The organism is Pseudomonas putida (genome assembly GCA_041879295.1).
Lineage (GTDB): Bacteria > Pseudomonadota > Gammaproteobacteria > Pseudomonadales > Pseudomonadaceae > Aquipseudomonas > Aquipseudomonas putida_Y.
Window position 1 is genome coordinate 1494195 of sequence record CP047152.1, and the last position, 23269, is coordinate 1517463.

A 23269-nucleotide genomic window follows, 5' to 3' on the forward strand; every position below is an offset into this window, starting at 1 on the left:
CACCTTGGGCTTACCTGCTAACGTCGGATCAACGCCTTTTCGCCAGCAGGCGATCAGGTAAAGGACTAAAGGACGCAGTGCAGGTCCAGGCAGAGGAACAATAATAAATGCAAGCCGACTTCTGGAATGACAAGCGCCCGGCGGGCGTGCCTTCCACCATCGACATCAATGCCTACGCCTCGGTCGTCGAGGTGTTCGAACGCTCCTGCAAACGCTTTGCCGACCGCCCGGCGTTCAGCAACCTGGGCGTGACCCTCAGCTACGCGGAACTGGAGCGCCATTCGGCTGCCTTCGCTGCCTGGTTGCAGCAGCACACCGACCTCAAACCGGGTGAGCGCATCGCCGTGCAGATGCCCAACGTGCTGCAGTACCCCATCGCCGTATTTGGTGCCATGCGCGCCGGGCTGATCGTGGTCAACACCAATCCGCTGTACACCGAGCGCGAGATGCGCCACCAGTTCAAGGACAGCGGCGCGCGTGCGCTGGTGTACCTGAACATGTTCGGCAAGCGCGTGCAGGAGGTACTGCCTGATACCGGTATCGAATACCTGATCGAGGCAAAGATGGGCGACCTGCTGCCGACCGCCAAGGGCTGGCTGGTCAACACCGTGGTCGACAAGTTGAAGAAGATGGTGCCAGCTTACCAGTTGCCCCAGGCGGTGCCGTTCAAGCAGGTGCTGCGCGAGGGCCGCGGGCTGTCGCCCAAACCGGTGTCGCTGAACCTCGATGACATCGCTGTGCTGCAGTACACCGGCGGCACCACCGGCCTGGCCAAGGGCGCCATGCTCACCCATGGCAACCTGGTGGCCAACATGCTGCAGGTGCTGGCCTGCTTCTCGCAGCACGGCCCCGATGGGCAGAAGCTGCTGAAGGACGGCCAGGAGGTGATGATCGCGCCGCTGCCGCTGTATCACATCTATGCCTTCACCGCGAATTGCATGTGCATGATGGTGACCGGCAACCATAACGTGCTGATCACCAACCCGCGGGATATTCCCGGTTTCATCAAGGAGCTGGGCAAATGGCGTTTCTCGGCCTTGCTGGGCCTCAATACCCTGTTTGTCGCACTGATGGATCACCCGGGCTTCCGTCAGCTGGACTTCTCGGCACTGAAGGTCACCAACTCTGGTGGCACAGCGCTGGTCAAGGCGACTGCCGAGCGCTGGGAAGACCTTACCGGGTGCCGCATCGTTGAAGGCTACGGCCTGACAGAAACCTCGCCGGTAGCCAGCACCAACCCTTACGGCCAGCTGGCGCGTCTGGGGACGGTGGGTATCCCCGTGGCGGGTACTGCGTTCAAGGTCATCGATGATGACGGTAACGAACTGCCGCTGGGCGAGCGGGGCGAGCTTTGCATCAAAGGCCCGCAGGTCATGAAGGGTTACTGGCATCAGCCCGAGGCAACGGCCCAGGCACTGGATGCAGAAGGCTGGTTCAAGACCGGTGATATCGCGGTGATCGACCCGGACGGCTTCACCCGCATCGTCGACCGCAAGAAGGACATGATCATCGTCTCGGGCTTCAACGTGTACCCCAACGAAATCGAGGATGTGGTGATGGGGCATCCCAAGGTCGCCAACTGTGCGGCAATCGGCGTGCCGGACGAGCGCTCAGGCGAGGCGGTCAAGCTGTTCGTGGTACCGCGCGAGGGCGGGGTGAGCGTTGATGAGCTGAAGGCCTACTGCAAGGCCAACCTCACCGGCTACAAGGTCCCCAAGCACATTGTGCTGCGCGAGTCATTGCCGATGACGCCGGTGGGCAAGATTTTGCGGCGTGAGTTGCGCGACATAGCGTGATACCAGGATGGCTTCTTCGCGGGTAAATCCGCTCTTACACCGCCCGATGTAGGAGCGGGTTTACCCGCGAATGCCTCTAAACTGCTCTAAAAGGCTGTATACAGCCTTATCTGCGACATTTTGGATAATTACTCTAAAAATGACTTGTATTGTTCATTGAGTCATTTTTGTGACCGTAAGGCCTATTTTGGCCTCTAGGCGACCCCAGGCAAAGCTGTTACTCTCGGCCCGCTTCCAGATGATCCGGTTTGCAACGAACCGTCATCTCATATCAATAATAAGCGCATCGACGCGTGAATCGAACTTCGCTGTTGCTGAAGGAGTGGGCTTCCATGATCGAAAATTTTTGGAAGGATAAGTACCCAGCCGGGATTACGGCGGAAATCAATCCTGACGAATTCCCCAATATCCAGGCGGTACTCAAGCAATCCTGCCAACGCTTTGCCGACAAACCGGCCTTTAGCAACCTGGGCAAGACTATCACTTATGGCGAGTTGTATGCGTTGTCGGGGGCGTTTGCCGCCTGGCTGCAGCAGCATACCGACCTCAAGCCGGGTGACCGTATTGCCGTGCAATTGCCCAATGTCCTGCAATACCCGGTCGCGGTCTTCGGTGCCATGCGTGCCGGGCTGATCGTGGTCAACACCAACCCGCTGTACACCGCGCGGGAGATGGAACACCAATTCAACGACTCGGGTGCCAAGGCCCTGGTGTGCCTGGCCAACATGGCCCACCTGGCCGAAAAAGTGGTGCCCAAAACCCAGGTCAGGCACGTTATCGTCACCGAAGTGGCCGACCTGCTGCCGCCACTCAAGCGCCTGCTGATCAACAGCGTGATCAAGTACGTGAAGAAGATGGTGCCGGCCTACAACCTGCCGCAGGCCGTGCGTTTCAATGACGCCCTGGCGCTGGGCAAGGGCCAGCCAGTGACCGAGGCCAACCCGCAGGCCAACGACGTGGCGGTGCTGCAATACACCGGCGGTACCACCGGCGTGGCCAAGGGCGCCATGCTGACGCACCGCAACCTGGTGGCCAACATGCTGCAGTGCCGGGCACTGATGGGCGCCAACCTGCACGAAGGCTGCGAAATCCTCATCACCCCGCTGCCGCTGTACCACATTTATGCGTTTACCTTCCATTGCATGGCGATGATGCTGATCGGCAACCACAACGTGCTGATCAGCAACCCGCGAGACCTGCCGGCGATGGTCAAGGAACTGGGCAAGTGGAAGTTCAGCGGCTTTGTCGGTCTCAACACCCTGTTCGTTGCCCTGTGCAACAACGAGGCGTTCCGAGCCCTGGATTTCTCGGCGCTGAAAATCACCCTGTCGGGCGGCATGGCCTTGCAGCTAAGCGTGGCCGAGCGCTGGAAGGCCGTTACCGGTTGCGCCATCTGCGAAGGCTACGGTATGACCGAAACCAGCCCGGTGGCGGCGGTGAACCCGTCGGAAGCGAACCAGGTGGGTACTATCGGCATTCCGGTGCCGTCGACCCTGTGCAAGGTCATCGACGACGCCGGCAATGAGCTGCCGCTTGGCGAAGTGGGCGAGCTGTGCGTCAAGGGCCCGCAGGTGATGAAGGGCTACTGGCAGCGGGAAGACGCCACGGCCGAGATTCTCGACAGCGAAGGCTGGCTGAAGACCGGTGACATCGCCCTGATACAGGCGGATGGCTACATGCGTATCGTCGACCGCAAGAAAGACATGATTCTGGTCTCGGGCTTCAACGTGTACCCCAACGAGCTGGAGGACGTGTTGGCGGCCCTGCCGGGCGTGCTGCAGTGCGCGGCCATTGGTGTACCGGACGAGAAGTCGGGTGAAGTGATCAAGGTGTTCATCGTGGTCAAGCCGGGCATGACCGTGACCAAGGAACAGGTAATGGAGCACATGCGTGCCAACGTTACCGGTTACAAGGTACCGCGCTACATAGAGTTCCGCGATTCGCTGCCAACCACCAACGTGGGCAAGATCCTGCGCCGCGAACTGCGTGACGAAGAGCTCAAGAAGCAAGGCTTGAAGAAGATCGCCTGACCATAAACCTGCACGCTCAGTGTGGCAGCGGCCTCGTGTCGCGAAAGGGCCGCGACGCGGCCCTGGGATTTTGGCGGCGATGCGACAATGGTTGGGGGCGCTATGCGCCCCTTTCGCGACACAAGGCCCCACAATAAGATGCGGCGCCGTCTTCAGACATTGTGAGCCCTTGTAGGAGCGGGTTTACCCGCGAATACGGTAGTGGCGACAACGGTGAACGGCGGGTGGATATCGGTCAGCAGGGCCGGCCCTTTCGCGGGTAAACCCGCTCCTACATCCGCGCAACTCAGCGCAGCTTCTCGAGCATCTGGTAGTACCACATCCCCGCCGCCAGCAGCGGATTCCCCAGCAAGTCCCCCATCGGCACCCGCACATGCTTGCACTGGGCGAAGGTGTCGAACTTCTCCAGCGTCCCGGTCAACGCCTCGGCCATGATTTCACCCATGATGTGGCTGGTGGCAATGCCATGCCCCGAGTAACCCTGGCAGTACCACACGTTGTCCGACAGCTTGCCCAACTGCGGGATGCGGTTGACCACGATGCCCATGGCGCAGCTCCACTGGAACTCGATCGGCACCCCCTTCAATGCCGGGAAGGTGCGTTCGATGCAGGGGCGCAATTCGCCTTCGATGTCGCGTGAGTCCTTGCCCGAGTAGTTGGCGCCGCCGCCGAACAGCAGGCGCTTGTCGGCCGTCAGGCGGTAGTAGTCGAGGACGAAGCGGCAGTCGTACACCGCCAGGTCCTGGGGGTTGATCTGCTCGGCCAGTTCACCCAGCGGCGCGGTGGTGACGATACCGCCCATGGCTGGGAAGATCTTGCCCTTGAGCTGGCGCTTTTCCAGCTTGTGATACACATCACCGGCCAACATCACCTGGCGTGCCTCCACCCGGCCGTGGGCGGTAACCACCGCCGGGCGCGGGCCATGGACGATGTCCAGTACTTCGGAATTTTCGAATATCAGTGCACCCAGGCCATGTGCGGCACGGGCTTCGCCCAGGCACAGGTTGAGTGGGTGCAGGTGCAGGTTGCGCAGGTTCTTCAACGCGCCCAGATAAAGCGGGCTTTGCAGATGCTCCGCCACTGCAGAGCGGTCGAGCAGTTGCACCTGCTCGCCCATGCCGCGGCGCCGTGCTTCGGCCTCGAACGCACGCAGCTCGTTCATGTGCGAAGGCTTCATGGCTGCATGCAGGTGGCCACGCTTGAGGTCGCAATCGATGCCATAGCGCGCCACGCGCTGCTCGATCACCTGGTGCCCGCGCCAGCGCAAGTGCCAGATGAAATCGTCGACTTCGGCGCCCAGGTGGTTGCGCATCTGTGCGCGCATGGCTTCGTCGCCCGACAGGCTGCCGGTGACCTGGCCACCGTTGCGCCCGCTGGCGCCCCAGCCGATGCGGTTGGTTTCGACGATGGCGACCTTCAGGCCGCGCTCGGCCAGTTCCACTGCCGTGGCCACGCCCGTAAAGCCACCGCCGATGATCGCCACATCCACCTGTACTGTGCCCTTGAGTTGCGGGTACTCGCTGTGGTCGTTGAGGGTGGCGCTGTAATAGGACGGCGCGCGCTGCGCCGGGCCGTTGTTCAATGCTGCGTTCATGGGTGTTCCTTGTTATGTGGGGGCTCAGGCCTGGTGCAGGTACCAGCGCCAGTCCTGTTCGCTGACTTCGGCCATGAACTGGCGGTACTCGGCGCGCTTGACCTTCAGGTACACGCCAAGGAAGTCTTCGCCCAATGCTTCGCGGGCCCAATCGGAATGTTGCAGGGCGTCGAGGGCGGTCAGCCAGTCGGTGGGCAGGTGTTCGGTGGCCTGGGCATAGCCGTTGCCTTCAACGGGGGCGCCTGGGTCAAGCTGTTCGCGGATGCCCCGGTGGCTGGCAGCAAGGATCGCCGCTGCAGCCAGGTAAGGGTTGGCATCAGCGCCACAGATGCGGTGCTCCACATGCCGGCTGTTGGCCGGGCCACCCGGCACGCGCAGGCTCACGGTGCGGTTGTCCACGCCCCAGGTTGGCGCCAGTGGCGCATAGCTGTTGGCCTGGAAACGGCGGTACGAGTTGGCGTTGGGGCAGAACAGCAACAGCGAGTCGCGCAGGTGGCGCAGCATGCCGGCCACGGCCTGGCGCAGCAGCGGGGTGCCGGCCTTGTCTTCGCTGGCAAACAGGTTGTTGCCGTCGCTGTCGGCCAGGCTCAGGTGCATGTGCATGCCGGTGCCGGCCAGCTGGGCGAATGGCTTGGCCATGAAGCAGGCCTGCATGCCGTGGGCATGGGCCACACCTTTTACGAGGCGTTTGTAGCGCACCGCCTGGTCCATCGCCTGCAGCGCATCGCCATGCTCCAGGGTGATTTCCACCTGGCCGGGGGCGTACTCCGAAATGGCCGTGCGCGCCGGGATGCCTTGGGCCTTGCAGGCAGCGTACAGGTCGGCGAGGAACGGTTCGATCTGCTCCAGTTCGCGCAGGCCATAGACCTGGGTGCTGCGGGGGCGGCCGCCGTCGTTGTCCAGCGCCGGTTGTGGGCGGCCTTGGGCATCACGCTGCTGGTCAAGCAGGTAGAACTCCAGCTCGCAGGCCATCACCGGGTGATAACCGTCAGCCTTCAGCGCTTCGATGGTGCGCAGCAGCACATGGCGTGGGTCAGCGATGCTGGCGGGCAGGCCCTCCTTGGGGTGCATGCTCACCTGCACTGCGGCGGTGGGCACCCGGCGCCAGGGCAGGCGCACCAGGCTGCCGTCAAGCGGGTAGGCACGGCAGTCGATATCGCCGACGTCCCACACCAGGCCGGAGTTTTCCACGTCGTCGCCATTGAGGGTCAGGCCAAGGATGGTGCTGGGCAGTGGCCGGCCGGTCTGGTACACGGCCAGCAGTTCCTCGCGGTGCAACAGTTTGCCGCGTGGCACGCCGTTGGCGTCGAGGATGAACAGTTCAAACAGCTCGATATCGGGGTTGTCGGCCAGAAAACGGGTAGCCTGCTCTACAGGGGCAAAGTGCATGATCAATTCGCTCATGGGCGCGCAGGGCCACCGCGCAAGCAGGCGGCCCGGATGAGTCAAACGGCCAGAAGGTGGCCGGGTTTGGTCACAATGGCGTGAGCGAGGTGTCCGGTGGGCGCGCGTGACGGCAGTGCCACAAGGCCCAGAAGGCGAGGATGATGTGGACCAGCGGATTTTCCCCGGCACGCCTCCGGGCCTTCGGCAGCGAAGGGCGGGACGACGGTGGGGCGATGGGCTGGGCGGGAGTCATGCCTTTGATACTCACATGCGGCGTAAGGTTGATTAAAGCAGTGAATGGCAACCTTTACATCGCACTTGGCTAAACATTCGCCCGGGAGCGTGCAAGCAGCAGAGAATCTGCAAATCTGCGACAATCGCCCGACTTTCCGAATGCCGATCATGAAAAAGCAGGCTCACCTGCATCACTAAAAAGCCCCATGACTGACCACGCCATCGACAAACTGCTGCAAAACCTCGACCACGCCATGATTGCCGACCGCCATCGCCTGCGCCGGCAACTGCACGAACTGCGCAAGCGCCCCGACGAGGCGAAGCTGGCGCAGTGGGTGGAGAAGGTCCAGGCCTCCTGCGCTCAGGTCACCGCGCGTCAGCAGAGCGTGCCCACCGTACGCTACGACGACAACCTGCCCATCGCCGCCAAGCGTGACGAAATCAAGAAGGCCTTGGCCGAAAACCAGGTGTTGGTGATCGCCGGCGAAACCGGCTCTGGCAAGACGACCCAGTTGCCGAAGATCTGCCTTGAGCTTGGCCGTGGCAGCCATGGGTTGATCGCCCATACCCAGCCACGCAGGATCGCAGCGCGTAGCGTGGCAGCGCGGGTCGCCGAAGAGCTGGGCACGCCCTTGGGCGCGCTGGTCGGCTACCAGGTGCGTTTCGAAGACCAGAGCGATTCCAACACCTTGGTCAAGCTGATGACCGACGGCATCCTCCTGGCCGAAACCCAGCACGACCGCTTCCTTGAGCGCTACGACACGATCATCGTCGACGAAGCGCACGAGCGCAGCCTGAACATCGACTTCCTGCTCGGCTACCTGAAAACGTTGCTGCATCGCCGACCGGACCTGAAACTGATCATTACCTCGGCCACCATCGACCTGGAGCGCTTTTCCAGGCACTTCGACGGTGCGCCGATCATCGAGGTGTCCGGGCGCACCTTCCCGGTGGACACCTGGTACCGCCCGCTGACCAGCGAACAGGACGAAGAGGGCAACCAGATCGAGGACGACCTCACGGTCGACCAGGCCATCCTTGCCACCCTCGACGAGCTGGCGCAGCACGAACGCAGCGAAGGCAAGGGCCCGGGCGATGTGCTGATCTTTCTGCCGGGCGAGCGGGAAATCCGTGATGCCGCCGAGATCCTGCGCAAGGCGCAACTGCGCCATACCGAGATTTTGCCGCTGTACGCGCGCCTGTCGCCGGCCGAGCAGCAGCGTATCTTCCAACCGCACACCGGGCGCCGCGTGGTGCTGGCCACCAACGTCGCCGAAACCTCGCTGACCGTGCCGGGCATCCGCTATGTGATCGACACCGGTACTGCGCGCATCAGCCGCTACAGCTACCGCGCCAAGGTCCAGCGCCTGCCGATCGAGGCGGTGTCACAGGCCAGTGCCAACCAGCGAAAAGGCCGTTGCGGCCGGGTCGAGCCGGGCATTTGCGTGCGCCTCTACAGCGAAGAGGACTTCAACAGCCGGCCAGCGTTTACCGACCCGGAGATTCTGCGCACCAACCTGGCGGCGGTGATCCTGCAGATGTTGCACCTGCGCCTGGGCGCAATCGATGCCTTCCCGTTCATCGAGCCGCCAGATGGCAAAGCCATCAGCGACGGCTTCAACCTGTTGCAGGAGCTTTCGGCGGTCAACCGCGAGAACCAGCTGACGCCAATTGGCCGCCAGCTGGCGCGCTTGCCGATCGACCCGCGGCTGGGCCGCATGCTGCTTGAAGGCGCGCGCCTGGGCAGCCTGCAGGAAGTACTGATCGTCACCAGCGCGCTGTCGGTGCAGGACCCGCGTGAACGCCCTCCAGAACGCCAGCAGGCCGCCGATCAGGCGCACGCACAGTGGAAGGACGTGGACTCGGACTTCGCTGCGCTGGTCAACCTGTGGCGTGGTTTCGAGGAACAACGCCAGGCGCTGACCGCCAACCCGCTGCGCAACTGGTGCCGCAAGCAGTTCCTGAACTACTTGCGGCTGCGCGAGTGGCGCGATGCTCATCGTCAGTTGGCGCTGATTTGCCGCGACCTGCAACTGACGGTGAACAAGGAACCGACTGATTACCAGAAGCTGCACAAGGCGATCCTCAGCGGGCTGCTCAGCCAGATCGGCCAGAAGACCGAAGAGGGCGACTACCAGGGCGCCCGCCAGCGGCGCTTCTGGGTGCATCCGTCGTCGGGCCTGGGGCGCAAGCGCCCGCAGTGGGTCATGGCTGCCGAGCTGGTCGAAACCACCAAGCTGTATGCGCGCATGGTGGCCAAGATCGAGCCGGACTGGATCGAGCCGCTGGCTGGCCACCTGATCAAGAAAAACCATTTTGAGCCGCACTGGGAGAAGAAGCGCGGGCAGGTGGTGGCCTACGAGCAGATCACCCTCTACGGCCTGATCCTGGTCGGCCGCCGGCCAGTGCACTACGGCCCGATCGACCCGGCGACCTCGCGCGAGCTGTTTATCCGCGAAGGCCTGGTGGGGGGCGAAATCCAGTCGCGGGCCAAGTGCCTGGCGGCCAACAAGCGCCTGCTTGAAGAGCTGGACGAGCTGGAAGCCAAGGCTCGCCGGCGTGACATCCTGGCTGACGAAGAAACGCTGTACGCTTTCTACGAAGCGCGCCTGCCGGCAGAAATCCACCAGACGGCGACCTTCGACAGTTGGTACCGCATGGGCAGCCAGAAGGACGCCAACCTGCTGATCATGCGCGAGGAGGACGTGCTGGCCCGCGAGGCCAGCGAAGTGACCGCCGCACAGTACCCCGACAGTATGCAGGTGGGCGATTTGCGTCTGCCGCTGAGCTACCACTTCGAGCCCGGCCACCCCCGTGATGGTGTGACGGTGCGGGTGCCGGCGCCGCTGCTGCCGAGCCTGCCGGGCGAGCGCCTGGAGTGGCTGGTGCCGGGCCTGCTGGAGGCCAAGTGCGTGGCGCTGGTGCGCAACCTGCCCAAGGCCCTGCGCAAGAACTTCGTCCCGGTGCCAGACTTCGTCAAGGCTTCGCTGGCGCGCATGACCTTCGGCCAAGGGGCGCTGCCGCAGGCCCTGGGCCAGGAGCTGTTGCGCATGACCGGGGCACGTGTGTCGGACGAGGCCTGGGACGAGTCGGTCAACCAGGTCGAAGGCCACCTGCGCATGAACATCGAAGTGGTCGATGGTCAGGGCAAGTTCCTTGGCGAAGGCCGCGACCTGGCGGAACTGACCGCGCGCTTTGCTGCCGCCAGCCAGGCTGCCTTGGCCGTGCCGCGTGACGCCAAGGGTGAGCAGCCGGTGCAAGCCAAGGCCTTCAGCGAAGTGAAGCAGACCGCCCAGCAGAAGATCGCCGGCCTGTCGATGACCGTGTACCCGGCGCTGGTGGAAGACAACGGCACCGTGCGTGAAGGGCGCTTCTCGACCCAGGCCGAAGCCGAGTTTCAGCACCGCCGCGCATTGCAACGGCTGTTGCTGCAGCAGTTGGCCGAGCCGGCCAAGTTCCTGCGCGGCAAGCTGCCGGGGCTGACCGAGCTGGGCCTGCTGTACCGTGAAATGGGGCGGGTCGAGGCGCTGGTCGAAGACATTCTGCTGGCCAGCCTGGACAGTTGCATCCTTGAAGGCGAACAACCGTTGCCACGTGATGGCGCGGCCTTGGCCGCGCTGGCTGAACGCAAGCGCGGCAGCTGGGCCGAGCATGCCGAGCGCCTGGCAAGGCAGACCCTGGAAGTGCTGAAGCTGTGGCATGGTCTGCAAAAACGCTTCAAGGGCAAGATCGACCTGAGCCAAGCGGTGGCACTGAACGACATCAAGCAGCAGCTAGGCAACCTGGTGTACCCGGGCTTCGTCCGCGAAACGCCTGGGGTGTGGTTCAAGGAGTTGCCGCGTTACCTCAAGGCGGTTGAATTGCGTCTCGAAAAACTCGGCTCGCAAGTACAGAAGGACCGGGTGTGGAGCGGCGAGTTGGCCAATTTGTGGGCGCAGTACAAGGCCCGTGCCGACAAGCATGCCCGGGAAGGCAAGCGCGATGAGCAACTGGCGCTGTACCGCTGGTGGCTGGAAGAATATCGCGTGTCGCTGTTCGCCCAGCAGTTGGGGACCAAGGTACCGATTTCTGACAAGCGATTGAGCAAACAATGGAGTCAGGTGGAAGGCTAACCTTCATTATTTGTGGCAAACTTTGGGGCGTTTGGGGCCGCTTTGCGGCCCTTGGCGGGTAAGCCCGCCCCGCAGGGGTAAATGTACGCCCCTGAATTGGCACTAAAGTGCCATTAACCTGTCATATTCCCAGCCAGCGCCTTGTGGCGATGGCCTTTGACCAGAGGAACGACCGTGCATAACGTCGTGATCAGCGGCACCGGCCTGTACACCCCGGCCCAGAGCATTTCCAACGAAGAGCTGGTGGCTTCCTTCAACGCCTGGTCGCAGCAGTTCAACCAGGACAACGCTGCCGCCATCGAGCGCGGTGAAGTCGAGGCGGCGCCGCTCTCCGATGCGGCGTTTATCGAAAAGGCCTCGGGCATCAAAAGCCGCTTTGTCATGGACAAGGCCGGTATCCTCGACCCGCAGCGCATGAAGCCGCGCTTGCCCGAGCGCAGCAACGATGAACCGTCGGTGCTGTGTGAAATGGCCGTGGCCGCTGCCCGCCAGGCCCTGGAGCGCGCAGGCCGAACGGCGGCCGATGTCGACGGGGTGATCGTCGCCTGCTCCAACTTGCAGCGCCCGTACCCGGCCATCGCCATCGAAGTGCAACAGGCACTGGGTGTCCAGGGCTTTGCCTTCGACATGAACGTGGCCTGCTCGTCGGCCACCTTCGGTATCCAGACCGCCGCCAACAGCGTAGCGCTGGGCCAGGCGCGGGCAGTGCTGATGGTCAACCCCGAAGTGTGCACCGGTCACCTCAACTTCCGTGACCGTGACAGCCATTTCATATTTGGCGATGCTGCCACCGCCGTGTTGCTGGAGCGTGCCGACCAGGCCACTTCGGCGCACCAGTTCGATGTCGTCAGCAGCAAGCTTTGGACTGAGTTCTCCAACAACATCCGCAACAACTTCGGCTTCCTTAACCGTGCAGCGGAAGAGGGCGAAGGCGCTGCGGACAAGCTGTTCATCCAGGAAGGCCGCAAGGTGTTCCGCGAAGTATGCCCGAAGGTGGCCGAGCTGATCGGTGAGCACCTGGAGGAGAACGGGCTGCAGCCGAGCGACGTGAAGCGATTCTGGTTGCACCAGGCCAACCTCAGCATGAACCACCTGATCGTCAAGAAGCTGTTGGGGCGTGAAGTGGCCGAGGAAGATGCACCGGTGATTCTGGACCGTTACGCCAATACCAGCTCGGCGGGGTCGGTGATTGCGTTCCACCTGTACCAGGATGACCTGGCCAAGGGCTCGTTGGGCGTGTTGAGCTCGTTTGGTGCGGGGTATTCGATTGGTAGCGTGATTCTGCGCAAGCGCTGATTCATCAGGCGCTTGTTACGGCTTCTTCGCGGGCTCGCCCGCTCCCACAGGTACGGCACAGTGCTCAAGGTTTGTTGTGATCCTGTGGGAGCGGGGAAGCCCGCGAAGGGGCCGGCGCATTTCACACAGGCAAAAAGAAGCGGGAAACGCCGGATGGGGTCGGCGTTTCCCGCTTCAGGTGAAGCAGAGCAGGGTGTTGTTTAGAACTTGGCTTCCAGATCAACCTGCAGGGTGTCGACGTCAGCATTGCTGTTCGGCAGCTGCGACAGGTCGGTCTTGGCCATCAGGTAGGCAGCACCCAGGGAGAAGTTCTTGTCGATTTCGTAACCGACCTTGAACTTGTGGCCACGCGAACCTGTGAAGCCGTTGCCGAAGTCCGAATCGGTGAACAGGCTGACCACCGCGTTACGCTGCACATCGCGGTAGTTGTAGTCCAGGCTCCAGGCGCCCATTTTGGTTTTCAGGCCAGCCAGCCAGGCCTGATCTTCGCCATCGGTGCTCTCGGTGTTCTTCACGTACTGGCCATAGGCCGACAACGGAATGGCCAAGCCGGTGAAATCGATCTGGCCAAAGCCTTCCACCAGATTGAACTCGTTGGTGGTGTTGCCGAACGACTGCAGGATGGTTGCTTCCTTGTCGTTGTCGTAACCATAGATGCTGGCACCCACGGTGAGCTTGAGCACGTCGGCCGGCGCAAACTTGGCGCCCAACTGGCCGTGGTAAACCTGCGCATCGTGCTTGTACTGGACGCCGTCACCATCGACGTTGTCCTTCAGGGTGTACTGACCGGCGCTGGCAAAGACCTCGGCCCCGCCCAGGTCAGCCTTGTAAGTCGCAGCCACACCTTCCGGGTTGATGTCGCCATCCCAGATGATGTCGCCCATGCTCACCCAAGGCTGTTGCATCTTGCCGCCAATCAGGTGCAGGTTAGGGACTGCAGTCGGGTGCCAGTCAAGGTAGGCCAGGTCGACCCACAGCGACTTCTTGTCGAAGTAGTTGTCGAAGCTCTGGTTGGTCGAACGTCGGTCAGCGCTGCTGCCAGTGGCGATACGAACCCCGGCGTCGACCTGCGGGTTGATCTCGCTGTAGAAGCCGACACGGGCACGCACGCGCTGGCGGTCCTGGTTGCCGCTGCTGCTGTTCGGGTCGTCGACGTTGACGTCTTCGTAACGCAGGCGCACGTCACCCTTGATCTGGGTCTTGGCGGCCCATGCCACTTTTTGTTCGAAGGAGCTCATACGTTCGGACTGAGCTTTCTGGTCGGCCTTTTCCTTGGTTTCTTTTGCCAGGTCGCCCTGCAGTTCGTTGTACTGCGCCTGGTTGATCGAGCCATTGGCGCGGAGCATTTCGAGCAGCTTGGCGTCGACAGCAGCACTGGCCGGGGCACTCAGGGCCAGCATCATGCCGGTGAGGCTTACTCCGGTAAGTGTGGAAACAAGACGCATAAGGTTCTCCCTACTGAAAAAAATGGGGGAGGCTCAAGCGCCTGCCCCTGCGTTGGCATGTCTTCGGAAAGGGCCTGAGTAGACAGGTTCTGTGGATCCGGAAAACAGGCGCAAGTATTGCGGGGGTCAATGACAGATTAATGTCTGATTAGTGGCACTGTTGTTAAGTAATTGAGAATGAAGGGATCAACCCGGCTTTCGTCATTTGAGCGACGAGCCTTCCTTGGGGATACTGACGGTCTTCAGACAGCGAGCCGAAAACGTGACCAGCCTGTACAGCCTTGCCCATCTGCGTGATCTCCCGACAGCCACCTGGGATGCCCATGTGCCAGCCGGTCAACCCTTCCTGCGCCATGCTTTTCTCAGTGCAATGGAGGACAGCGGCAGCGTGGCGCGTAGCACTGGCTGGGCTCCCGAGCACCTGGTGCTGGAGCGTGACGGGCAGGTGCGGGCGCTGTTGCCCGCTTACCGCAAATGGCACTCGTTTGGCGAGTATGTGTTCGATCATGGTTGGGCCGACGCTTGTGAGCGGGCCGGTATCGCCTACTACCCCAAGCTGCTCGGCGCCGTGCCGTTCAGCCCGGTCAGTGGCCCGCGTTTGCTGGCTGCCGACCCAGCCGACGGCTTGCTGGTGCTACAGGCGCTACCGGAATACCTGGGTAAGGGTGGGTTGTCAGGGGCGCACATCAACTTCACCGACCCGCAGCTGGATGCGCAGATGGCTGGCTTGCCGGGGTGGATGGAGCGGTTGGGGTGCCAGTTTCATTGGCGCAATCACGGTTACCGCGACTTTCAGGACTTTCTCGACAGTCTTAGCTCGCGCAAGCGCAAGCAGATGCGCAAGGAACGCGAGCAGGTGGCGGGGCAAGGCATCGACTTTCGCTGGTATCGGGGCGACGAACTGGATGAAGCACAGTGGGACTTCGTCTTCCTGTGTTACGCCAACACCTATGCGGTACGCCGTCGGGCGCCTTACCTGACCCGCGAGTTTTTCAGCCTGCTGGCCGAACGCATGCCCGAGGCTGTGCGCGTGGTGATGGCCCGCCAGGGTGGGCGAGATGTGGCCATGGCCTTGAGCCTGGTGGGCGGTGACAGCCTGTTTGGCCGCTACTGGGGCTGCCTGGATGAGTTCGACCGGCTGCATTTCGAGACGTGTTTCTATCAGGGCATGGACTTTGCCATTGCCGAGGGTTACCAGCGTTTCGATGCCGGGGCGCAGGGGGAGCACAAGTTGATTCGCGGTTTCGAGCCGGTGTTGACGCGGTCGTGGCATTACCTGCTGCATCCGGGGTTGCGGCGGGCGGTGGAGGACTTTCTGCTGCAGGAACGGGAAGGGGTCAGGGGGTATGCCGAGGAGGCGCGGGGGATGTTGCCCTACCGCCGGGACTGAGCGTTTTGTGTTGCCTGTGCTGGCCTTTTCGCGGGCTTGCCCGCTCCCACAGGTATTGCACAGTTCTGAGGCCTGTGGTGATCTTGTGGGAGCGGGCGAGCCCGCGAAGAGGCTGGTGCAAGCGTCAATCGACCCCGACAAAGCCCCCGGTCTGGTGGTGCCACAACCGGGCATACAGCCCTTGCTGTTCCAGCAACTCACTGTGGCTGCCACTTTCGGCAATTCGTCCCTTGTCCAGCACTACCAACCGGTCCATACGGGCAATGGTGGAAAGCCGGTGGGCGATGGCAATCACCGTCTTGCCCTGCATCAGCGTCTCCAGGCTTTCCTGGATGGCAGCCTCCACCTCCGAGTCCAGCGCTGAAGTGGCCTCGTCCATGATCAGGATCGGCGCATTCTTCAACAGGACCCGGGCAATGGCGATACGCTGACGCTGACCGCCCGACAACTTGACCCCGCGCTCCCCCACATGGGCATCGAAGCCGGTACGCCCCTGGGCATCCGACAGTTGCGGGATGAACTCGTCGGCGCGGGCACGGCGCACGGCTTCGATCAACTCCGCCTCGCTGGCATCTGGGCGACCATACAGCAAGTTGTCGCGGATCGAACGGTGCAACAGCGAGGTGTCCTGGGTGATCATGCCGATCTGCGCACGCAAGCTGGCCTGGCTGACCTCGGCAATGTCCTGGCCGTCGATCAGGATGCGCCCACCCTGCACGTCGTACAGGCGTAACAGCAGGTTGACCAGGGTCGACTTGCCTGCCCCTGATGGGCCGATCAAGCCAATTTTCTCACCAGGGCGGATGTCCAGGTTGAGCCCTTCGATGACATTGGCAGCCTTGCCGTAATGGAAGTCGACGTCATCGAAACGCACCGCGCCGCGGCTGACCTTCAGTGCCGGCGCATTGGGCCTGTCGGTGACGGTGACCGGCTGGGCGATGGTCTGCAGGCCGTCCTGCACCATGCCGATGTTCTCGAAAATGCCGTTGACCACCCACATGATCCAGCCTGACATGTTGACGATGCGGATCACCAGGCCAGTGGCCAGGGCGATGGCGCCGACGGTGATCAGCGACTGGCTCCACAGCCACAGCGCCAGGCCCGTGGTGGTGGCCACCAGCAGGCCGTTGAGGGTGGTGATGACCACGTCCATGCTGGTGACCACCCGTGAGGCCAGCTGGGTTTTTTCGGTTTGTTCGCGGATTGCTTCGCGAGCGTATTGCTGTTCGTAGTCGGTGTGGGCGAACAGCTTGAGGGTGGCGATGTTGGTGTAGCCATCGACGATACGCCCCATGAGCTTGGAGCGGGCGTCGGAAGAAATCACCGAGCGTTCCTTCACCCTCGGCACGAAGTAGCAGAGCGCGGCGATGTAGCCGATGATCCACATCAGCAGCGGCAGCATCAGGCGCCAGTCGGCCTCGGCAAACAACACCAGCGACGTAATGGCGTAGATCAGCACATGCCATAACGCGTCCACGGCCTGCACGGCGGAGTCGCGCAGCGAGTTGCCGGTCTGCATGATGCGTTGAGCAATGCGCCCGGCAAAGTCGCTCTGGAAGAAGTTCAGGCTCTGCTTGAGCACGTAGGTATGGTTCTGCCAGCGGATTAGGCTGGTCATGCCAGGGTTGATGGTCTGGTGCACCAGCAGGTCATGCAGGCCGAAGAACACTGGCCGCAGCAGCAGGATCACCACCAGCATCCAGATCAGCTCGCCGCTGTGCTCGCTGAAGAAGTTGGCATTGGGCGTACCCTGGGCCAGGTCGATGATGCGGCTGAGGTAGCTGAACATCGCCACCTCGATCAGCGAGGCGAACAGGCCAACCACCAGCAGCGCGAGAAAAGCAGGCCATACCTGGCGCAGGTAGTACAGATAGAACGGCCACACCGTGCTCGGGGGGGCTTCGCTCGGTGCCGCGCGGAAAATATCGATCAGTCTTTCGAAACGACGGTACAGCATGGTCGACAACACTCCTGTTCGTCCGACCCTCAGGCGGTTTCACATCCTTGTGAAGCCTGCAGTCAGTCGATACGTTTGGCGGACTTGATATAGACCGGATCGGCCGGTACGTCGCGCATGCCTTTTTTGATGGTGGTGGGCGAGTTGACGATCTGGTCGACCACTTCCATGCCCTTGGTCACTTTGCCGAACACCGCATAACCGGCGTCGCGGCCCGGGTTGAGGAAGTCGTTGTCGGCGACGTTGATGAAGAACTGGCTGGTGGCTGAGTTCGGGTTGGACGTGCGCGCCATCGACAGGGTGCCGCGGGTGTTCTGCAGGCCGTTGCTGGCCTCGTTCTTGATTGGGTCGTTGGTGTTCTTCTGCACCATCTGGTCAGTGAAACCGCCGCCCTGGACCATGAACCCCGGGATCACGCGGTGGAAGATGGTGTTGTTGTAGAAGCCGCTGTCGACGTACTCCAGGAAGTTCTTGGTACTGATCGGTGCCTTCTCGGCGTTCAGCTCGATTTCGACCTGACCGAAGCTGGTGTCCAGCATGACGTGCGGGGTCTTGTCGGAAGCCATGACACTGGTGGCGAAGGCGACCGAGCAGGCGGTGAGCAGGAGTTTTTTCAGCATGGGCTCAAAGATCCTTGAGAGGTGGAAACGGCTGCGAGGAACTGCAGCAGGGTCTGGTTGAAGACCTCGGGTTGATCGAGGGGTGTAGCGTGCCGGGAATCGTCGACGACGACCAGCCTGGCGTTGGGTATTAGGGCGACGTAGCGCTCTTTGAGTTGTATCGGCGTGTAATCGTGGTCGGCGGCGATCACCAGAGTAGGGCAGTGGATCTGCCCGATGCGTTCCTGCACGCCCCAGTCGACGATAGCGTCGAAGCTCTTGAGGTAGGCGCGTTTGTCGTTGCGCGCCCAGCGCTGGGCCATCTTGTGCCGCAGGTCTGCTTGTTGTGGCTTGGGGAACAGCCGCTCGGCCAGCCCCTTGCCGACGGTTTCGACACTGAGGATGCGCGCCAGGCTCCAGCGCTTGAGCCACCACGCCCAGTCACTGCGGGTGCGGCGCTTGACCTCGGGGGCGCTGTTGACGATGCACAGGCTGCGCAACCATTGCGGGTGGTCGACGGCAAACTGGAAGCCGACCATGCCGCCCATGGACAGGCCGACGAAGTGCACCGGCCCTGTGTGCAAGTGTTCGAGCAGGGCCAGCAGGTCGGCACTGAAGGTGGCGATCTGGTAACCGTCAGAGGGCTTGTCGGAGCGACCGTGGCCGCGGATATCCATGAGGATCACCCGATAGTGGCGGCTGAGCACCGGCACCTGCAACTCCCAGTCCTGGCAGCTGGAGCCCAGGCCGTGCAGCAACACCAGGGGTTCGCCCTGGCCATATTCCTCGTAATGCAGCGTGCATCCTTCGTGTTCGAAATAGGCCATGGGCGCGGTCCTCTCAGGCTTGCGGGGGGGCTGCGAAGGGCACGTCCAGTGGCGCGGTGTCGAAATTGCGCAGCAGGTCGATGAGAATCTGCGTGGCCGGTCCCAGGGTCTTCTCTTTGCTCGAATAAAGGTAGAACAGTGGGTGGCGGCTGCCACCCTGATCCAGCGGCAATGGCTTGAGCACGCCTTCGCGCAGTTCACGCTCGATCATGTGACGAGGCAGCCACGCAAAGCCCAGGCCGCTGCTGACAAAGGTGGCGGCGGTGCCCAGGCTGCCGACGGTCCAGCGCTGCTCGGCGCCCAGCCAGCCTACGTCACGCGGTTGGGCGCGGCCGGAATCGCGGATCACCACCTGCAGCTGGCTTTCCAGGTCCTGGAAGGTCAGTTCACGTCCCAGGCGGTGCAGGCTGTGCTCGGGGTGGGCGACGGCGATGAACTCCACGGCGCTCAATTCGGCACCCAGGTAGCCGCCGATGCTGTAGCTGCTGATGGCCAGATCGGCGATGCCTTCGTGCATCACTTCCTCCACGCCAGACAGCACCTCTTCACGCAGGCGCACCCGGCAGCCGCGGCTTTGCGGCATGAACGCAGCCAGCGCGCGCACCAGGCGGGCACTGGGGTAGGCGGCATCGACCACCAGGCGCACCTCGGCTTCCCAGCCTTGTTCCATGTGGTGGGCCAGGTCTTCGAGCTGGCTGGCCTGTTTGACCAGGTGGCGCGAGCGGCGCAGCAGCACATTGCCGGCCTCGGTCAGCACCGCCTTGCGCCCATCGATGCGCAGCAGCGGCACGCCCAGTTGCTCCTGCATGCGGGCCACGGTGTAGCTGACCGATGACTGCGAGCGGTGCAAGGCCTCGGCGGCCTGGGCAAACCCGCCGTGATCGACCACTGCTTGCAGGGTTCGCCACTGGTCAAGGGTTACGCGCGGCGCTTTCATCTTTCGCTCCTGTTGTCCTAAGCTGCGCTCTTTCAAGGAGAGCGGCCCATGAAGAAATATTGTGCGGCAATACTGATGTGCCTGCCCCTCGGGGCCATGGCTTATCCCATCGATGTGGAGAAGGAGCTGACCGGGGTCAAGCTCGACTACACCGCCTATGACACGGCCTATGACATTGGCGCCATCACCCTCAACAACTATGGGCAGGTCCCGGCGGCGTGCAAGGTGACCTTTCGCAATGGCCCGGAGGCACCGCGGGTGCGCCGGGTGAACGTACCGGCAGGTAAAAGCGTCGATGTCACCGCCAAATTCAATCGGCAAATCATCAAACTGCGCATCGCCTTGAACTGCAGTGCGGAATAAACTGATTAATCGATAGATTGGACCCACTTTTTACGCTTTTTTATCGATAGGTCAAGCCTTAATCTCACCTCCATCGAATCGCACCCTTTTTTGCCGATGGAGGCACCCCATGTCCCGCGTACTGATCATCGAAAGCAGCGCCCGCCAGCAGGATTCCGTTTCCCGTCAGCTGACCAAAGATTTCATCCAGCAATGGCAGGCCGCCCACCCGGCCGATCAGATCACTGTGCGCGACCTGGCAGTAAGCCCGGTACCCCATCTGGACGCGAACCTGCTGGGTGGCTGGATGAAGCCTGAAGAACAGCGCACCGCCGCCGAACTGGAGGCCCTGGCCCGTTCCAACGAACTGACGGATGAATTGCTGGCGGCTGACGTGCTGGTGATGGCTGCGCCCATGTACAACTTCACCATCCCCAGCACCCTGAAAGCCTGGCTGGACCATGTGCTGCGTGCCGGCATCACCTTCAAGTACACCCCGACTGGCCCGCAAGGCCTGCTGACCGGCAAGCGCGCCATCGTCCTGACTGCCCGTGGCGGCATCCATGCTGGCGCCAGCAGTGACCACCAGGAACCGTACCTGCGCCAGGTGATGGCGTTCATCGGCATCCACGATGTCGACTTCATCCATGCCGAAGGCCTGAACATGAGCGGCGAGTTCCACGAGAAGGGCGTCAGCCAGGCCAAGGCCAAGCTGGCGGCGGTGGCCTGAGGTTTCACGAATTCCCAACCCTGACACCTGTTTTTGCTCCTTTGGGTGTACCTGCCCGGCTTGTATGGCCGGGCTTTTTTATGCCTGGGATTTTTAGGGCATCAGTGCCGGCCTCTTCGCGGGTAAACCCGCTCCTACAGGGCCTCCAGTCGCCGGAAGATATTGCAGGTCCCTGTGGGAGCGGGCGTGCCCGCGAAGAGGCCGGTACAGCCCCTACATTCCTCATGGTTGAACTCATTCGTCGCAACCCGCTAAGGTCGCGGCCTTGATTCACGAGAGACAACCATGGGCTACCTGATAATCGTCGCGCTGATCCAGGCGTTTTCCTTCAGCCTGATCGGCGAGTACCTGGCCGGGCACGTTGACAGCTATTTCGCAGTGCTCGCCAGGGTGCTGCTGGCCGGCCTGGTGTTCCTGCCGCTGACCCGCTGGCGCCAGGTCGAGCCACGCTTCATGCGTTCCATGCTGCTGATTGGCGCGCTGCAGTACGGCATCACCTATGTCTGCCTGTACCTGAGCTTCCGGGTGCTTACCGTACCGGAGGTGCTGCTGTTCACCATCCTCACGCCGCTACATGTGACCTTGATCGAAGATGCCCTGAACCGGCGCTTCAACGCTTGGGCGCTAGTGGCCGCGCTGGTCGCCGTGGCCGGTGCCGCCGTGATCCGCTTCGACAGCATCAGCGGCGAGTTCTTCATCGGCTTCCTGCTGCTGCAACTGGCCAACTTCACCTATGCTGCTGGCCAGGTGCTGTACCGCCACCTGGTCGCTCGCCACCCCAGTGACCTGCCACACTACGCCCGCTTCGGGTACTTTTACCTCGGCGCGTTGCTGGTGGTGCTGCCGGCCTTCTTGCTGTTCGGCAACACTCAGCACTTGCCGAGCACGGATGTGCAATGGCTGGTGCTGTTGTTCCTGGGGCTGTGCCCGACGGCGCTGGGGCTGTACTGGTGGAACAAAGGGGCATGCCTGGTTTCTGGCGGTACGCTGGCGGTCATGAACAACCTGCATGTGCCGGTAGGGCTGCTGCTGAACCTGTTGATCTGGAACCAGCACGAGCCGCTGGGGCGGCTGTTCATCGGCGGGGGGATCATCCTGGCGTCGGTGTGGCTGAGCCGCCTGGGTGGGCGCGCACAGGCGTCGCTGGCCGGCAAGGCCTGACGCGCCCGTTGATCCGGGGCTGCAGGGCAGCCCCGGCAATCTCAGGCCTCGCTCATATCTTCAATGCGACGCGGCATCGGCTCCGCCGCCGTACGCCCGGCCAACCCCACCCGCATGTCATTGCCACTCGGCTGCTGATACAGGCTCAGGCCAAACTCCGGCAACACCGCCAGCAGGTAGTCGAAGATATCGCCTTGAATCCGCTCGTACTCTTCCCACGCCGTGGTGGTAGTGAAGCAGTAAATCTCCAGCGGCACGCCTTCGGCCGTGGTCTGCATCTGCCGCACCATGCAGGTCATGTTCTTGTGCACGTTGGGGTGGTTCTGCAGGTAAGCCAGGGCAAAGGCACGGAAGGTACCGATATTGGTCAGCTTGCGGCGGTTGGCCGACAGCTCCGCCACCGGCCCCAGCGCCTCGTTCCAGCTCTGCAGTTCCTGGCGCTTTGCGGTCAGGTAGTCACCCAGCAGCCGCACCTGGCTCAGGCGCTGCTCTTCTTCGCGGGAGAGAAAGCGTACGCCGCCGGCGTCGATGAACAGGCTGCGCTTGATGCGTCGGCCACCGGACTGCTGCATGCCGCGGTAATTGCGGAATGACTCGCTCATCAGGCGCCAGGTGGGGATGGAAACGAGGGTCTTGTCGAAGTTCTGCACTTTCACCGTGTGCAAGGTGATGTCTACCACGTCGCCATCGGCGCCTACCTGCGGCATTTCGATCCAGTCACCCACATGCAGCATGTCGTTGCTGGTCAACTGCACGCTGGCGACGAATGACAGCAGGGTGTCCTTGTACACCAACAGCAGCACCGCCGACATCGCACCCAGGCCGGACAGCAGTAACAGCGGCGAGCGGTCGATCAGGGTGGCGACGATGACGATCGAGGCGAAGATCCACAACATCAACTTGGCCAGTTGCACGTAGCCCTTGATCGAGCGGGTGCGGGCGTGTTCGGTGCGGGCATAGATGTCGAGCAGGGCATCCAGCAGGCACGACAGCGCCATGGTCATGAACAGCAGGGTAAAGGCCAGGGCGACATTGCCGAGGAAGTGCTGGGCGGTGTCGGACAGCTCGGGCACCAGCTTCAGGCCGAATTGCAGCACCAGTGACGGGGTCGTTTGTGCCAGGCGGTGGAACACCTTGTTGTGGCGCAGGTCGTCCAGCCACTTCAGCGCATGCTGACGGGCCAACAGGCGCCCGCCTTGCAGTACCAGGAAGCGCGCCAAGCGGCCGACTATCAGGGAAATGAGCAGCAGTGCCGCCAGACCGATGGCGGCGTGCAGCATTGGATGTTGATCGAGGGTGCCCCACAGGTCGAGGGAATCACGCCAGATTTGTTGGATATCCATGGGCTTGCGTACAGTCTTGTTGCGAAACGAAGCTGTATTAGAGCGCGGATAGCGACAAAGTTGCCAAAAGAAATTCGGCTAAGGCGGCAG

At 62.4% G+C, this 23269-nt stretch carries 16 protein-coding genes; 8 read left to right on the plus strand and 8 right to left on the minus strand.

What is annotated here, in order from left to right:
- Positions 1–107 precede the first annotated feature (107 nt).
- Together GST84_06960 and GST84_06965 are read left to right on the plus strand one after the other, a co-directional pair.
- Positions 108–1796 (plus strand): long-chain-fatty-acid--CoA ligase, encoded by a 1689-nt coding sequence (locus GST84_06960; protein ID XGB12115.1) that lies wholly within the window; start codon positions 108–110, stop codon positions 1794–1796.
- Between the two features lie 332 nt (positions 1797–2128).
- Positions 2129–3826, plus strand: coding sequence for an AMP-binding protein (locus GST84_06965; protein XGB12116.1), 1698 nt, complete (start codon positions 2129–2131; stop codon positions 3824–3826).
- A gap of 286 nt (positions 3827–4112) precedes the next feature.
- On the opposite strand, the gene GST84_06970 is transcribed toward GST84_06965, so the two are convergent.
- Both GST84_06970 and GST84_06975 read right to left on the minus strand, forming a co-directional pair.
- A complete protein-coding gene (locus tag GST84_06970; protein ID XGB12117.1) occupies positions 4113–5420 on the minus strand; it encodes an FAD-dependent oxidoreductase in 1308 nt (435 codons plus the stop codon).
- A 24-nt stretch (positions 5421–5444) separates the two neighbouring features.
- Entirely contained in the window at positions 5445–6809 is a 1365-nt protein-coding gene (locus GST84_06975) for a glutamine synthetase (protein ID XGB15719.1), read from the minus strand.
- 437 nt (positions 6810–7246) lie between these two features.
- Here GST84_06975 and hrpA point away from each other — a divergent pair, with 437 nt between their 5' ends.
- Positions 7247–11152, plus strand: a complete 3906-nt coding sequence (hrpA, locus tag GST84_06980; GenBank protein XGB12118.1) for an ATP-dependent RNA helicase HrpA — start codon at positions 7247–7249, stop codon at positions 11150–11152.
- A 174-nt stretch (positions 11153–11326) separates the two neighbouring features.
- A complete protein-coding gene (locus tag GST84_06985) occupies positions 11327–12448 on the plus strand; it encodes a beta-ketoacyl-ACP synthase III (protein ID XGB12119.1) in 1122 nt (373 codons plus the stop codon).
- A 200-nt stretch (positions 12449–12648) separates the two neighbouring features.
- Here the strand turns inward: GST84_06985 and GST84_06990 are convergent, their stop codons facing one another.
- A complete protein-coding gene (locus GST84_06990; GenBank protein XGB12120.1) occupies positions 12649–13893 on the minus strand; it encodes a hypothetical protein in 1245 nt (414 codons plus the stop codon).
- A gap of 262 nt (positions 13894–14155) precedes the next feature.
- On the opposite strand from GST84_06990, the gene GST84_06995 reads away from it, so the two are divergent.
- Positions 14156–15283 (plus strand): GNAT family N-acetyltransferase, encoded by a 1128-nt coding sequence (locus tag GST84_06995; GenBank protein XGB12121.1) that lies wholly within the window; start codon positions 14156–14158, stop codon positions 15281–15283.
- Between the two features lie 124 nt (positions 15284–15407).
- On the opposite strand, the gene GST84_07000 is transcribed toward GST84_06995, so the two are convergent.
- The 4 genes from GST84_07000 to GST84_07015 form a co-directional block, all read right to left on the minus strand.
- Complete coding sequence (locus GST84_07000) at positions 15408–17240, minus strand: ATP-binding cassette domain-containing protein (protein ID XGB12122.1); 1833 nt, start codon at positions 17238–17240, stop codon at positions 15408–15410.
- A 62-nt stretch (positions 17241–17302) separates the two neighbouring features.
- Positions 17303–17860 carry a peptidylprolyl isomerase A gene (locus GST84_07005; protein XGB12123.1) on the minus strand — a complete coding sequence of 186 codons (558 nt, stop codon included), beginning with the start codon at positions 17858–17860 and terminating at the stop codon, positions 17303–17305.
- Positions 17854–18666, minus strand: a complete 813-nt coding sequence (locus tag GST84_07010) for an alpha/beta fold hydrolase (GenBank protein XGB12124.1) — start codon at positions 18664–18666, stop codon at positions 17854–17856. Before GST84_07010 ends, GST84_07005 begins: the two co-directional genes overlap by 7 nt.
- Before the next feature lie 13 nt (positions 18667–18679).
- Positions 18680–19603, minus strand: a complete 924-nt coding sequence (locus GST84_07015) for a LysR family transcriptional regulator (GenBank protein ID XGB12125.1) — start codon at positions 19601–19603, stop codon at positions 18680–18682.
- Positions 19604–19651: 48 nt separating this feature from the next.
- On the opposite strand from GST84_07015, the gene GST84_07020 reads away from it, so the two are divergent.
- The 3 genes from GST84_07020 (at position 19652) to GST84_07030 (ending at position 21836) form a co-directional block, all read left to right on the plus strand.
- Positions 19652–19966, plus strand: a complete 315-nt coding sequence (locus GST84_07020) for a 3-phosphoglycerate kinase (protein ID XGB12126.1) — start codon at positions 19652–19654, stop codon at positions 19964–19966.
- Between the two features lie 109 nt (positions 19967–20075).
- A complete protein-coding gene (locus GST84_07025) occupies positions 20076–20675 on the plus strand; it encodes an FMN-dependent NADH-azoreductase (GenBank protein ID XGB12127.1) in 600 nt (199 codons plus the stop codon).
- 285 nt (positions 20676–20960) lie between these two features.
- Positions 20961–21836, plus strand: a complete 876-nt coding sequence (locus GST84_07030) for an EamA family transporter (GenBank protein XGB12128.1) — start codon at positions 20961–20963, stop codon at positions 21834–21836.
- Between the two features lie 41 nt (positions 21837–21877).
- Here the strand turns inward: GST84_07030 and GST84_07035 are convergent, their stop codons facing one another.
- Positions 21878–23179 (minus strand): mechanosensitive ion channel, encoded by a 1302-nt coding sequence (locus GST84_07035; GenBank protein XGB12129.1) that lies wholly within the window; start codon positions 23177–23179, stop codon positions 21878–21880.
- Between the last annotated feature and the right edge of the window lie 90 nt (positions 23180–23269).